Genomic DNA, 15,157 nt, shown 5'->3' on the forward strand with positions numbered 1-15,157 from the left:
ATAAGAAATCGATTCAGATTTTATTTTTCTTCCGGTACTCGCCGGGCGACATGCCCATGTATTGCTTGAACTGCCTGTTAAAATAAATAATGTTCTTATATCCGGCTTGTTCCGCAATCTCATATACTTTCTTCGTTGGATCTTCGAGCAGCTCGCATACCCGCTTCATACGTAATTCACTTAGAAAATCGCTAAATAAACTATTAGTTTCTACCTTGAACAAATGACCCAGATAGTTAGGCGTAAAATCAAAGTGGGCGGCGACTTCATTTAACGTTATTTTTTGATCTAACCTTTCCTTCACATATTCCGTAATTTCATCGATTAACTTCCGCTTTTGTCTTTGGCGCTTCAAGTAAAGCCGCTCCGACAGTTCAAAGAACCTTCTTCTTAGCCACGAAAGGATATCATGCACCGTTTCGAACTGAAACAGCACAAAAGGATGATGAGAATCCCAGTTTAAAATCTCGTACAAATGCTCATTCATTTGCTGTAGATCAGCATGAAGCTTGGAGGTAATCCGGATAATGATATCGTAAATGTCGTTTTTCTGGGAGAGCGGGCTGTCTCCGGCAAATAACTGTAGCAAGCAATCGTCTATAGTGGTAAGGTCGTATTCGAGCATAGCTTTAAGCATCCGGTCAACAATTACCTCTAAATCCGAAGCGATTTTTTCCTTCGGGTGCCACTCCGAGGCATCTTGGATGAGCCTATTCTTACCTACGATCCACTTAATGCTTAAAGCGGCCTGAGCCTGTCGGTAGGAGTCATGAAGCTTGACCGGGTCGGTTGTGTACATTCCTCTTCCGATGGTAATCGAACAGGAAAACTCCTGATAGAATGCCCGAAGCAGCTCTTCCAGCAAAGCAATGAAATATTGCTCCTGAACCGCAGCGAGGATTACAAAGCGATAGTCATAGGCCGTTATCACCATGCCCAAATTTTGATCCTGAGCGAACTTACGAATGAACTGATTAGCGCTGCTGCTCCACGAGCTCCGCTCTTCTTCTGTCCAGGTCTGGATTCTCCGCGCCATGTCGTCGATCTCGATGATGGCAACTGCCGATGCACCTTGTAAGTATGGTGTAAGAACGTTATGAATGTGCATCTCCACCTGTCCCGGAGCAGCCTCGTTAAACCAACGCAGCAGCAACTCCTGATTAACAAGCGTCAGCGTTTCCGACAAGGATATATGCTGTTTACGCTCTTTCTCTATCTTGGTGCAGAGTTCGGTCAACGTCTCGTTCAGCTCGTCATCATCAACAGGCTTAAGCAAATAACTGTAGGCGTTCAATTGAATCGCTTCTTTGGCATAATTAAAATCCTGATGTCCACTAATAAAAAGAATATGAACTTCGGGGTTGATCTCCTTCGCTTTACGCACGAACTCCACGCCCGACATAATCGGCATACCGATATCAGAGAGAATAATATCAATAGGGTGCTGCTCCATTATTTTCAGAGCGGCAAACCCGCTCGTTGCCGTTCTCACGTTATGCAAAGGCAAACGATCACTGCCGGCCACACGCCGTCTGAGCCATTCCAAATCGATTACTTCATCATCCACCAGCAGAACATTGATCTCCATCGCCATACTTCTCATTCCCCCATAACTTCCCTAATTTCCGCATTATCCACCGGTAAGATGATTTGAACTGTCGTTCCCGCTCCAAAATAGCTGCCGATTTGAATGCCGAAATCGCTGCCGTATCTCAGTTTAATTCGTTCTTCCACATTTCTCAGACCGTAGCTGCCAGGTTGGTATGCGCTTGACCGCATGTTTCGAAGTGTATCCGGTCGCATGCCGATCCCGTTATCAATGACCTTGAGTTCGATGCGGTCACCAAGCCGCTTTCCAGTAATACGAATCGCAATGGTCTCCCCGAACCAAGCGTGCTTGAATATATTCTCCACAAATGGCTGCAAAATCAGCTTGATAATAGGAATCTGTAAAATTTCCGGATCGACATCATAATAAACCTCAAAGGCATCCGCATATTTTACTCTCTGGATCTCCAGATACATCCTCACCTGCTCCAGCTCATTTTCAAGTGAGATATATACATGCCCATCATTCAACGTGAGTCGATAAAACTTAGACAGGCCATGTACCATCTGTGTAACCTTCTCTGTTTCCCCCAAATTGGCCAGACTGCCAATCGTCGACAATGTGTTGTACAGGAAATGGGGGCTGATCTGGGCTTGGAGCACATCCAGCTCCGCTTGCTTTTTCTGAATGCCCTGCACATAGACGTTCCGGATTAGCTCCTGAATGCTAGTCGCCATTTGATTAAAACTATTCGCAATATAGACAAATTCATCGTTTCCCGGAAATCCGATTCTTTTATAGAAATTCCCCTCCTGAAACGACCGAACCAAATACACAATCCGCTTAATTTTTTTGCCAGATATACGTGCAACTAGAAAACCGATAATAGCCATCACCAAAAAACTAATAGAACAAACGGTACTAATCACCTTCCGCATTCTACTGGCGTCTTTGTTCAAATAAGAGTGGGGCACGCGTGCCTCAATGACATAGCTGGATACCGGAATATCTTCACTTATTATTAAATAAGAGTCTTGCTTCGCAGTTTCATCGACAATACCTTGTTCATACATCGTCAAACCTGTCGCCCTATCCATCAGACGAAGATTAAGCCCCTGTTCAATTGGAAAAGTATCGAAACTGCCAAAAAGCTCGTCGATTCTCGCCGTAACACGAATGTACCCGATGATAGCCGGAGCTGCCTTGGAAGAAACGAGCTTGCGAAAATACGAAATATTGCCTAGTTCACGGTCGTTGTCCGCTTGAAGCCACAAGCTGTCCTCGTTATTTGCCATAATCGACTTAAACCAATCCGTATTCTCGATCACCTGATCAGAAAGGACATAATAATCACTTCTACCAATGGGCGTCGACATCTCATCACCGGTAATTTCAAGCATCGTCTCATTAACGGTAAAAAGCGCAAGTCTCAGCTTGTTTCCATACAACTGCAGAGGAGCCTTCATATAAGGAACAATATCGTCTCTCATTTTGAGCATGTTTTCCAAAGGATCTCCCCTGAACTGAAGGGCATTCTGAAAATTCGTATTTAGAAACAGAGAGTTGGTCATACGTTTAATTTCATCTGTCTGGTATTCGATGTTGCTTCTCGTCTGCTTCAAAGCCGTACGGACATTCGTTTCCGCCATTTCGGTCCTGGACTCGACGAGCATTGTATAGGCTATATAGCCAACCAGCATGTCTGTCAGCAATACTAGAATCAGATACGGAATCATCATCTTGTATGTGAACGGAATATATTTTTTACTAGGCAGTTTCCTCTCCATGCGCATGCTCCCTTATCTCCGTATCCATCATAACTACTATTTCCACCCATTCTACAACGAAAAGAAAGCGGTTACTATATCTTCTATTTGGAAGCTTATCTTTAGAGCAGCACTCTGTTTTCCAAAATGTTTTTCAAACTGATATGCGATTTGGAAGGTCCGAACTTTATAAGATGATCTTGAAATTCAGCAAGCGCCTCAATCGATGAGGTCTGCACCTTAATAAGATAGTTATACTCTCCACTAATGCGGAAAAAATCGGTAACTTCCATAGCATTGTTGCAAAAATCAGTGAGCTCTTGGCAATGTTCTGTTTTAATTAGAATAAAGGTAGTCGTACCCCGGTTCAGATCCCGCAAATTAAAAGCTGTGTGATACCCCGAAATGATGTTCCTTTCTTCTAGCTTAATCATTCTTTCTTTAACGGAAGGCTGTGACATCGAAACCTCTTTGCTGATTTGTGAAATGGGCATTCGGGCATTGTGCTGCAGTAATTGCATAATTTTTTTATCAATCTCATCCATAAGATGCTCCATAGTAAGCGCCTCCTCACCCAATTTTATATAATAATCCCATTCAACTAAAATACCTTATATTCAATAACCATGTCACTATAAAACACTTATCTTATATATGTATCTCCTATTTTAATCCAACTATAATAAATAGTACATTAGCGATAGGAGCGATTAAAGATGAGCGTAAAAGGTATTGCACATATAGCGATCCAAGCCAAGGATTATAGAGAAACCATTTCTTTTTATATTGACGTCTTAGGATTCAAGTTAGGTCATCACTGGAGTCTGCCAGCCTTTCAAATTAAAGAAGCATCGATGCTGATTTCGCCTGACCAAAAGACCTGCATTGAGATTTTTGATAATGATGCAATGATCGCCGCCCAAGGGAAAAAAGCCTTATCTGAAGAAGAAGTAGCTCACGGAGCGTTATTACATTTCGCCTTCTATGTGGATAAAGTGGATGAAATATATCAAAAAGCCCTTGCTCATGGAGCAAAGGCTTTTATAGCACCAGATTCTATTTCTCTTGGTGAACCGCCTCTTCTGATCAAGAACGCGATCGTTCACAGCCCCAATGGGGAAGTTATCGAATTTCTTGAAGAAGTGGATTTTGATATGTCTACTTACACTACCTCATACAAAGAGGTATCCAAGGCTTGAATAAAGTGTGACCAATCTCTTGTCGTGTACAGCAGAAGGCGATGCATCGCGCGAGTACAAGCCGTATAAAAGAGTTTACGTTCGCTCTCCCGATGATACGTCTGCGTGGAAGCATCGTAGATTAGCACAGCGTCGAATTCTACCCCCTTAGCAAGATACGCGGGAATAACTAGCGTTCCCTTCTCAAAGGTGAGCGTTTCCTTCGTAATAAGCCGCAGATTGTCGCAGCCCTGTGCAGCCAATACTTCATAAGCCTCGCGACTTTCCGCAGCAGTCTTTGTAATAACGGCAATGGAATCGAGCCCTTCAGCCATAAGCGCCCCAAGATCCTCTTTTATTCGCGCCGCCCGCTGCACATCGTTGCTAGCCTTCATTAGGCCCGGCTTCTCCCCGCCTCTCTCAAAAGGTACGATCTCTTCATTGGGTAGAAGTTCCTTCGTAAACTCCACAATCTCGCGAGTAGAACGATAGCTTCGGATTAGACGAAACAGGTTCGTTTCTTCCTCACCATAAAGCCGAATCAAAGGAGAATTCACCTCTTGCAGATTCGTCGCTTGCGGGAAAATCGCTTGACTGAAATCGCCGAGTATTGTCATGCTGGCGCGGGGAAACAATTGTTTGAGAAACGCGAATTGGAACGGTGAATAGTCCTGCCCCTCGTCAATAAATAAATGCCGCACCATTGTATTCGTGCGAGAACCCTCGATAAGCTCTTTTAAATATAGGAATGGGGTCTCATCCTCATAAAACAGCTCGGTACTGCTCAACTTCACCTTCGTTTGCTTACAGATTTCTGGCCACTGCTCGGGCACTTCGGCTTCACCCGTCATTTTCTGATAAGTGGCTTCATCACTAAATAACTGATCGTATAATCCAATCGTATTTATGAACTTCAACCGTTTGGCATCCCGTCTCAGCGGTTTGAAGTGCTCCTTCACGATCATTCGACGCAGCAGTTCTTCTTCCTGCGAACTAAAGTCAAAAACATTCTCTTCCCCGTCCTTCTGAATACGAAAATCGCCATAGATTTCAAGATACTGCTCCGTAAAATCGAAGACAGCCTCTTCTCGCCGGTACTTCTTAAGCACCTCACTGTACGCTTCGGCATATTGATCGTTGTCGAGGTAATCGACCTCATCTTGAACCCAGGGTGCCTCCATTTCCTGACGTTCTAGCTTAGTCAACTCGCGCAGCAGCCATTCACGTAGTAAAGCGACGCGATTCGCCAATCGGATAGAGCTGTCGTAGCTGTAAAATTGCGATTTCATTTGCTCCGCAGTAATCAAATCGCGGTCCCGGAAACGAATACTGTGGAACAGCATTCCCTCTTTCCCTAGCCATTGTGCGTAGCTTTGGAGAGCATGCAGAAAGGCTTCAGAAGCCTTATATTGCATTCCTGTTAGCCGTGCTTCATATCCCTGCGAGGATTGTGATGATGTCAGTACATATTCAATCTGCTCGAAAGGGTCCTCTAGATGAACCGTGGATCCAAGCCAATAAGCAAGGTATTCCTGAAAGGTCGTTTGCTGCATATTCTCCTCGCCAAGCTCGGGCAGCACCGTCGATACATAACTGTTAAACATCGGATTTGGCGAAAAAAGAACGATCTGATCCGCCTTGAGCCTATCGCGGTGTTTGTATAATAAATAGGCTACCCGTTGCAGCGCTGCGGACGTCTTTCCGCTGCCAGCCGCCCCCTGTACAATGAGCATACGGCTTTTGTCATTGCGGATGATGGCGTTCTGTTCCTTCTGAATGGTCGCCACAATGCTCTTCATTTGTGAATCCGCGCCCTTGCCAAGCACCTGCTGAAGCAATTCGTCCCCGATCGTTAAGCTCGTATCGAACACGTTCTGGAGCTGGCCGTAACGGATCTGATATTGCCGCTTCAGCATCATCTCACCTGTAATCTGTCCACCCGGCGTTTCATAAGTGGATCTCCCCGGAGAATGGTCATAGTACATGCTTGCAATAGGTGTTCGCCAGTCATACACCAGAAAGTCCACACCGTCTGCATCGACGAAAGAAGCTACTCCGATATAAATTTTCTCACTGGAGCTCAGGCCGTCTTCATGAAAATCCATTCGCCCAAAATAGGGAGAGGGCAGAAGCCGTTTCATATTATTAAAACGCTGGACCCGTTGCCGGTGACTGCGTTCCCGCTCGGACAACAACGCTTCTTGCTGCTTTATACTGTAGAAGGTCTCTTCGAAATCTTCGTCTGTGCTCGTATTGACCGTGACTTCTTCCCAAAACCGCTTGCGAATGTCCACCACCTGATCACGTAACCCAGTTACTTCGGGTTCTAGTTCTGCGATTCTTAATCGCAGCTTTTCCGTAACCAAATCAAGCCGTTCTTGTTCTTGCTGCCAATCGTTTACGTCTACCATCTTCACGAACACGCTCCTTTTCATTCTTGTTATAAAGAAGCAAAAATTAAATTTGACAAACTGCTGATCCACATGGTATTATAATAGTGTAGATAAGATGTTATACTTATGTGTAAATAAGTGAAATTAACAGCAGTTCTATAATATTATCACGAACTTTCTTTGCATGCAAATTAATTATATGTAGAAGAACCGGCACAGTCTGTCAGTTCTTCTTTTTTTGTACCCTCAGCATGGCTGTACATAGCAAATAGACCGTCCTAAGGACGGTCTATTTTCTTACTACAGTAAGTTTACTATTTAGTTTGCAGCAGATTCATAATGATGGTTACTGCCTCTGCTCTTGTTGCGGTCTCATTTGGTGCAAATACATTGCCATTACGTCCGCTCACAATGCCTGATTTCTTCACGGCTGCAACTGCATCCTTTGCCCATGCAGGAATTTGGCTATCATCAGCAAAGCCTGTTGATGCCGCCGATGTTAAATCTACTCCTGCTGCTCTAGCGATCATAACTGCCAGCTCCGAACGTGTTATGCTTGCTGCCGGACGGAAGGTAACATCTTCATAGCCGCGTATAATCTTCGCCTCTAAGGCTTGTGCAATGGACTTCTCGGCCCAAGCAGGGATTGTATCTGTGAAGCCCAGTTCCACACCGTTTCCAGTAGGCTTCAGCGCATTCATCAGCATCACCGCAAATTCAGCGCGTGTCACCGTAGCATTCGGCTTGAACGTTCCATCCGTATAACCCTTGATGATCCCTTCGCTCACCGCTTTCTTAATATTGTTCTCCGCCCAATGTCCGGAGATATCGCTGAACCCAGCTTCTGTTGTCGGTTCAGTAGATGCATTTGTTACCGGCAATCCGGTCGCTTGATCCACTACGAGTACAGCAAACTTCGTAAAGTGATCCACATCTGCAGCAATGCGATTTCCATCTATTTTGCCGCCGTTAACTTTCACCCAGCTCTTCTTCACTTCATCATAATAAAAGATCGCTACAGTCTGGCCACTCTTCACTTGTCCTGAATCGAACACAAAGGTTAGCGTGACCGGTTTACTAAAGTTCTCCGCGAAGTTTTTTAGAATCTCATAGATCGGGCTTACGAGAATCTCATGATTGCTGAGAAGACTCTCTGTTTGGAGCACTTTCTCAATTGTTAATGTCAGTTGCTTGCCTGAAGCATTAGCCGGAATAGAAATCACAAGCCCATTATCCAGTCTGACTTCACCGGATTGACCTGCGGGAAGCGTCAATTTCCCGTTGGTGGAGATAACCGGAAGTACGATGTTGGAGCTACTACCGCCATCATTACCACCGTTGCCATTATCATCAGAACCGTTATCTTGTGCAGCTCTCGTTATCGTTGCAGTATACTTCGTACCTGTGCCATCCTGGGCAATTACGAATAACTCCAAACGATTACTACCTACTTCAAGAGGAAGCTCTACGCTCGTTTCCCCGCTTGTCAAACTTATCGGACCAGCCACAAGCGTATTGGCACTATTGTACACACTCGCTGTTAAGGTACCATAAACAGCATCGCTGGCCGTTGCCGTCACCGTGAAGTTAGATAAGGAATACGGTACGCTCGCTGTATAATCGTATACACTTCCGCTCACTGTTTGATCCAATGTTATGCCGCTCAAATTCATGCTATTCAAGCTTGCACTAGAACTTAATGTCGTAAACGTAATCTCTTGCCCATAGCTTACTCCGACTCCATTCACGGCATAGGCACGTACATGATAGGTAGATCCCGATTGAAGTCCCGTAAGTTTCACTGAAAAGGCTCCTGTTCCACCTGATTCAGCTATGGCCTTACCGTCAGCAATTGTAGGAGTGGCGGTAGTGGAATATACAACTCCCCGCTCTGTAACCTCAGCACCACCGTCCGAAGTGATGTTTCCTCCAACCTTAGCAGTCATAGAAGTGATTTGTTGTACTTCTGCATTTGTATCAACAATAGCAGACTCTTCAATACCTCTTACATAGCTTAAATAGAAATCATCAATCGTTCCCCATGCGCCGCCATCGGCTTTGATATTTGCTCCGATCGTTAGCGTTCCATCGGTAACGAGAATATCCCGAATCTCAGGATTATTCCACTGTGTCCATCCTTTCACACCAGTGTCTATTTTCACTTCATTACCATCCGTTACAGCAAATAGATTCATGTTGGGGTTTACAGCATCTCCCCCTTGAATAAACATTGAAAGATTATAATATCCCGGCTTCAGCCCAGAAATGGTCTGCTCCACTCTAAAGTCCACTGCTTTCGCCGAGTAGAAATGTAGAGAGTAGTTGCCCGTCTTGGCATCTGAGACTTTGTTTTGGAAGTCTGTGTGTGGTTCTTTAGCGTTAGCATAGGTGATTTTCCACATGCTTCTATCGCTATTTTCAAAGCCAGCATTGACGATAAAGTTCTCTTTTTTAATGACTAGAAAAGCCTTAACCGTTTGACCGCCTTCTACCGTTCCACCGATCACATAGCTGCCCGCTCCCTGGCTAATGGCTTGCTCAAGCGCAACCTGATCCCACGTTACTGGAATCATTGCCGAACTTCCATCATTGTAAATAACACTTACGTCTTTCGGCAGATGGATTGGCTCCCCAGCAATCGCTGTGACGGTTACATCTTTTACTTCATCTACAGCAATCGGAGCAACAGCACCTGTATTAACGTATTTAAATACATTCAGTGAAGCAAGCGGATGTCCGTTAAAATCAAACAAAGCCTGATTGTCAACAGCACTTCCTCCGTACCATTCCCCTGCATCCTTTGGATCATATTCCTTGGCGTAGCTAGATGCCCAGCCTGAACCGTATTTTTCCCAAATCGACTTATTCTGCTCCAGATTATCTTTCGGACCTACCGGAAGCCACGCAGGTTCCCAATAAAACACACCTATTCCCGCTTCACCCACATTCGCAACAGCTTCGATCACGTCTCTAACCGAGTTGGCCTGACCTTGAACGCTGATAGGATAGTTTAGAGTTTGACCCGAGCTTTGAGGCGCTGTATTTCCGTGTCCATCTCCATCCTCAGCGGTATACGCGTACGAGGTTTCGGCTACCATTACTTTTTTTCCATAAGTATCAGCCACTTGCGTCAACACGGATGTCAAATTGCTTAAAGTGCCGTGCCAGAAAGGATAATAAGAACTTGCAAATACATCATAGTCTACATTATTATTCTGCAAGGTTTTCGCATAGGAAGCATATCTACCTGCCCCCTCAGGATTTGTAAAATGCAGAGCGATCAGAATATTAGAATCGATCTCTCGAATCGCTTTACTTCCCGCACTAAACAATTGGCTAATCTTCGTCCAATCAGATTCACCGACGAATTGTCCATTCGTTTCATTACCAACCTGAACCATGCCAACATCAATATCTGCATCGATCAGGGCTTCCAGACTTACTTTGGTATATTCGTAAAGTGCAGTCTTCTTATCTTCAAAACTCAAGTTTGCCCACGCCTTAGGCGTATGCTGCTTGGCGGGATCGGCCCAAAAGTCTGAATAATGGAAGTCGACCAGTAGCTTCATACCGTTTGCAGTCGCTCTTTTCCCGATTTCGATAGCGGTTGCCAGGTCATTATTACCACCGCCATAACCATTACCAGTTGTATCAAAAGGATCATTCCATATCCGTACCCGAACGTAGTTAACCCCGGCTTCATGTACGGTTGTAAATATATCCTGCACTTCTCCGTTTTCATTGTAAAACTCGACTCCGCTATTCTCTAAAGAAATAATACTGGAGATGTCCACGCCCTTAATAAAATCAGGCTGAAGTCCTTCTACCTTCTTCACAAAAATATCCGCCGGCACCGGCAAGGTCGTATCCGTACTCAACTGTTTCAACTCAAAGCTGTCCAAAAAACCATATGCGCTTGGAGCGCCGCTTATGTTCGCACCAACCTCAAAACTCGGGGTATCCTGCTTCAAGATAAATTTCAGGCTGAGCGTTCCCCAAGCATTATAGCCAGTGGTAGCAACAGCGGATGCCTTCTCGTCACCCGCAAACAATTCAACATTCCCTGTTTCCTTGTCAGTACCGCCCATCGACTTGACTGAGAGCTCATAGCTTCCCGCAGGGAGATTCGTTATGGTCTGCTTAAGCGCGATCGTCTGGTTTCCAGTAGCGGCTTTGTTAATCCAATATTTGAAAGCATGAGCTCCTTCATCAGGGCTTAGCCAAGTATCATCGGCATATGCAAAATGCTTGATTTCTACTTGATCCCAATTTGCCGTATCGACACTCCATGATCCATCTTCCCAGAAATCGTCCTCGAAACCGCCATTTACTATTAACGAACTATTCGAATCTGCAGCCAAAGCACTCCTCATGTTGAATGAGAATGAACTTAACATCAACAACACTGCTAAAAAGACAGAGATACCCTTTTGATTAACTCGCATGTTCTGATCACCTTCCATTCTAAATTTTCAGATGCATATGTGTGCGTCCTAAGTATGTAAGCACTTACAAATCAATATACCAATAGTTAAAATATTTAGTAACGGATGAAAAGAAAACATTTTGTATGCTTAAGCAAGCTTTATAGGCTTTAATCTTCATTTTCCACTATTCTGGAATAGATGATATTAAATAGATTTTAGATTTTTTTATCCAAATATAACTTTTTGTATGCCTTCTCCATCTAATCATACAGAGGGCCCTCAAGGAGGAAAAATCATTTGCTGGAAAACGAACTGGATATCAAAAAAGCGCAGAAAGGCGACCACGAGGCGTTTACCCGTCTTTTCAGGCAACTGGAACCCCAGTTGTACAGATTAGCCAAAACCATTCTGCTAAAAGATGAAGATTGCGCGGATGCTCTTCAGGAAACAACACTGAAGGTGTATAAAGGGCTCCCCAACCTTAAACAGCCTAAAATTTTTTAAAAACTTTGGCTTCCTCTGAATTGAGCATCCATGTGAAGCTTAACGGAATCGAAGCTCCGTATGTACTAAAGTTTTCTCTCAATCAAGCAGGAGTAGCGCGTAGCATTCAGCTGCCAGCTTTAAAGAAAGACAACCAATTTGAAATCAAAACCACTCGCGTTGCTGTGGGAGAGACTTCTGTGCGTATTGCTCTAGCAGTTAAAGGCACTGCCGGGGCTTACAAAGTAGATGCCAAAGGTAAAGTAGTTAAAAATTACAACAAACAACTGGAGATCAAAATTCCTCTGAAAAAATAATTGTTATCGCTGCAACAGAAGGGGATTACCTGTTGGCCGTAAGGCCTGAGGTAATCCCCTTCTGCATGGACGAAGTGTAATTGTACTACTAATCATGCATAGACAAATCCAGTGTATTCCCTTTACTAATGAAGGATTTGTAATTGGCAATTTTGTCGTTCAGCATCTTGTCTGTCTCTGTTAAATGTCTGATTTGATCCTGAACGGAGCTTCTATGATCTTCGAGAAGATCCAAACGGGCTTGGCTTGTATGCTCGCCCTCTAGGTATAACTGGGCATATTGCCTGATCTGTGCGATAGGCATTTGGGTTTGTTTCAACCTCAGTACAAATCGCAGCCAAGCAAGATGAGTATCCTCATATACCCTTTCTCCATTGGCATTGCGAATCGGAGCAACGATCCCTTCTTTTTCATAATATCTCAGTGTATATGTAGTTATCTCCAATAACTTGGATACCTCGCTAATCGTATACATACGAGTCCTCGAATCTAATATGTTTTGAAAGTCACCCTGATTATAAAAAACATTTGCCTTAGAGTAAACTCTAACCTATATAATCAAATCGCTGTAGGATAAAATTACAAGCTCGTTTAAAAATAGGAGGAAATCACATGAAGTACACTGTAATTACCGGCGCTAGTTCAGGGATAGGTTATGAAACTGCTCTAGCTTTTGCAGCGCGTGGAAAAAACTTAATTCTTGTTGCCCGCAGAAAGGAACAGCTGGAGGAGTTACAGTCTGAAATTACCCGTATTCAGCCTGATGTAGAGGTTATCATTCGAACGACTGACTTATCCGTTATTGAGAATGCTTATTCACTTTACGAAAGCTTGCAAGAGTATCCCCTCGAAACCTGGATCAACAATGCCGGATTTGGGAACTTTGCTTCAGTGGCCGAACAAGATTTAAATAAAATAACTACAATGCTACATCTGAACATAGAAGCGTTAACTATACTCTCCTCTCTATTCGTTCGAGACTACTCCACTATTGAAGGCACTCAATTAATTAACGTTTCATCTGGTGGCGGTTATACGATTGTGGGCAATGCTATAACGTACTGTGCGAGCAAGTTTTACGTAAGTGCATTTACTGAAGGGCTATCTCATGAGTTGAAGAGTCAAGGTGCACCTATGCAGGCTAAAGTGTTGGCACCTGCCGCAACAGAAACAGAATTCGCGAAACGTGCTTTCGATATCACGGATTTCGAATATCACGGCGCTGTGCCTAAATTCCATACCGCAAAGGAGATGGCTGGATTCATGCTTGATCTGTATGACAGCAATCATGTGGTGGGATTAGTGGATGGTTTGACGTACGAATTTGAGTTGAAAGATGCTATTTTTAATTATGTGGAGCGTACGCGATAGACTTGTCTTGTAAGTTAAGGCATGAAGAGGGCCATCCTTCAATGGATGACCCTGCAAACTAATCAAGATATTGACGCCTCCATTCGAAAATCTCATCCACAGCTTGGTGTGACCCACCGGATGTCCGAAAAGAATCTTTAATTGTTGCAACAGCTTTTTGGAATGATGGAAGGGTCAGCACACGCTCTACAGCTTCACGTAGTTCAGTTGCAGTTAATCCTTGCATTTGTAATTTAATACCCGCTCCTGCATTGGCGACTTGCTCAGCAATGATCGGTTGATCCGCACTTTGTGGGATTACAATTAGCGGAACCCCGTAATAGAGACCCTCATGCACACTGTTCATTCCACCATGAGTAATGAATAATCTCGAGTTTTGCAATACATTCATTTGTGGAACATAATTTTTCACAATGAAGTTTTGCGGAATTTCTCCCAAATCATAGATTTGGACTTTATTCCCAATGGACATCACAATCGTATGATCCATATTCCCGAATGCCTTAAAACAGAGCTTATAGAAATCTATGGCTTGGTTGAAAACTGTGCCCATTGAAATGTAAATTAATTCTTTTCCCTTAATTGCAGAAAGGTCAAAATCATCTGGAGTTAATCGTGAGGAGATAGATGGACCCACGAACTTATACGATTGATTCAGGGCTTCACCATAAGGATGAAACTCCCTTGTCGTATAAACGATTGTAAGTGGTGCAGGATTACAGAACACTTCATAAGGAGAATGGATTTCCACGCCGTATTTTTCTTTTATTTTTGCCGTCAGGCTTTGAAATCTATCGTCCACAGCTTTTACTATTTCTGCAGGAGCTTCCATGTAAAACTGCTCCATAAGTTGATCAAATGATGCCTTTGTCTGTACAAAAGAAGTACAAGAGTTGATTGCAGGAAGCTTGAGGATTTGAGCAATTAAACGTCCGCAACCAAACATGGAATCATGAATGATATAATCGAAATGCTCGCCTTTGATCTGCTCAAGAACGCCCGGAATAACTATATTCGCTGTAAGTAAAAGCCCATTCACTCTTTCAAGTAAATAATCTCTTCCACCTGAAATAAAAGCCTTTATATATTGTTGATCGTCCAATGTCCGAACTATAGCGCCCGTCTCCTCAATACGTTCCCGAAAAGCTTCTATAGAGAAGTACACTACCTCTTCTCCACGAGAAATAAGCTCCTGTACAATACCAATCGTTGGATTGATATGTCCCTCTGATCCTGCATTAATAAATAAGACACGCGCCATCCCTTCCACTCCTCAGTTATGACCTAAATTATGATGTATGTAGCTCCAATTCTGTCCTTTTCAATGTACCCATTATACGTTCATCAACGGCCGACTTCTACTTCTCAAATGGATGATCGCAAAAACCATTCTGCCAGCGCTAATCGACGCGCCGCTGTCGAATACGATTTCCGCAACTTGCTGGATAATGTCGTTAGGTACGGTGAAGAGGGCTATTATCTGGGTTTGGACTAACGGAGGATACTGAGGAAGTGAATCTCACGGTCAAAAACCGGGGCAAAGGCATCTGCCTCTCAATCTTCAAAGAAATTACGGAATTATACAATGGCAGCGTGCGATTGCTCGAGGGAACAACGACAGAAACTATTTTTCAGATTACAATTCCTAAAAAGCCTCCTATTGATCGTTTGAA

General features: G+C 43.8%; 11 protein-coding genes. 4 read left to right on the forward strand and 7 right to left on the reverse strand.

Annotation, left to right across the window (positions count from 1 at the left end; genetic code table 11):
* Positions 1–13: 13 nt before the first annotated feature.
* From ACN6MV_RS30735 to ACN6MV_RS30745, 3 genes are all read right to left on the reverse strand, one after another.
* Positions 14–1,594 (reverse strand): response regulator, encoded by a 1,581-nt coding sequence (locus ACN6MV_RS30735; protein ID WP_341115704.1) that lies wholly within the window; start codon positions 1,592–1,594, stop codon positions 14–16.
* 5 nt (positions 1,595–1,599) lie between these two features.
* Positions 1,600–3,336, reverse strand: coding sequence for a sensor histidine kinase (locus ACN6MV_RS30740; protein ID WP_042132577.1), 1,737 nt, complete (start codon positions 3,334–3,336; stop codon positions 1,600–1,602).
* A 101-nt stretch (positions 3,337–3,437) separates the two neighbouring features.
* The gene (locus ACN6MV_RS30745) at positions 3,438–3,872 is read right to left on the reverse strand and encodes an Lrp/AsnC family transcriptional regulator (protein WP_419885472.1); all 435 of its coding nucleotides are present in this window, start codon (positions 3,870–3,872) and stop codon (positions 3,438–3,440) included.
* A 159-nt stretch (positions 3,873–4,031) separates the two neighbouring features.
* On the opposite strand from ACN6MV_RS30745, the gene ACN6MV_RS30750 reads away from it, so the two are divergent.
* Positions 4,032–4,514, forward strand: coding sequence for a VOC family protein (locus tag ACN6MV_RS30750; RefSeq protein WP_419885473.1), 483 nt, complete (start codon positions 4,032–4,034; stop codon positions 4,512–4,514).
* On the opposite strand, the gene helD is transcribed toward ACN6MV_RS30750, so the two are convergent.
* Entirely contained in the window at positions 4,478–6,904 is a 2,427-nt protein-coding gene (helD, locus tag ACN6MV_RS30755; protein ID WP_419886843.1) for an RNA polymerase recycling motor HelD, read from the reverse strand. The genes ACN6MV_RS30750 and helD overlap by 37 nt on opposite strands.
* Positions 6,905–7,200: 296 nt before the next feature.
* Positions 7,201–11,331, reverse strand: a complete 4,131-nt coding sequence (locus ACN6MV_RS30760) for a glycosyl hydrolase 53 family protein (RefSeq protein ID WP_419885474.1) — start codon at positions 11,329–11,331, stop codon at positions 7,201–7,203.
* 279 nt (positions 11,332–11,610) lie between these two features.
* On the opposite strand from ACN6MV_RS30760, the gene ACN6MV_RS30765 reads away from it, so the two are divergent.
* A complete protein-coding gene (locus ACN6MV_RS30765) occupies positions 11,611–11,817 on the forward strand; it encodes an RNA polymerase sigma factor (RefSeq protein WP_419885475.1) in 207 nt (68 codons plus the stop codon).
* A gap of 32 nt (positions 11,818–11,849) precedes the next feature.
* Entirely contained in the window at positions 11,850–12,113 is a 264-nt protein-coding gene (locus ACN6MV_RS30770; protein ID WP_419885476.1) for a hypothetical protein, read from the forward strand.
* Positions 12,114–12,201: 88 nt separating this feature from the next.
* On the opposite strand, the gene ACN6MV_RS30775 is transcribed toward ACN6MV_RS30770, so the two are convergent.
* A complete protein-coding gene (locus tag ACN6MV_RS30775; protein WP_419885477.1) occupies positions 12,202–12,588 on the reverse strand; it encodes a MerR family transcriptional regulator in 387 nt (128 codons plus the stop codon).
* Between the two features lie 137 nt (positions 12,589–12,725).
* Between ACN6MV_RS30775 and ACN6MV_RS30780 the strand changes: the two genes are divergently transcribed.
* A complete protein-coding gene (locus tag ACN6MV_RS30780; protein WP_419885478.1) occupies positions 12,726–13,484 on the forward strand; it encodes an SDR family NAD(P)-dependent oxidoreductase in 759 nt (252 codons plus the stop codon).
* Positions 13,485–13,542: 58 nt separating this feature from the next.
* On the opposite strand, the gene ACN6MV_RS30785 is transcribed toward ACN6MV_RS30780, so the two are convergent.
* A complete protein-coding gene (locus tag ACN6MV_RS30785; protein WP_042131652.1) occupies positions 13,543–14,745 on the reverse strand; it encodes a macrolide family glycosyltransferase in 1,203 nt (400 codons plus the stop codon).
* Positions 14,746–15,157: the final 412 nt, after the last annotated feature.

The sequence above is a fragment of the Paenibacillus sp. B-A-8 genome (assembly GCF_048572915.1).
Lineage (GTDB): Bacteria > Bacillota > Bacilli > Paenibacillales > Paenibacillaceae > Paenibacillus_AQ.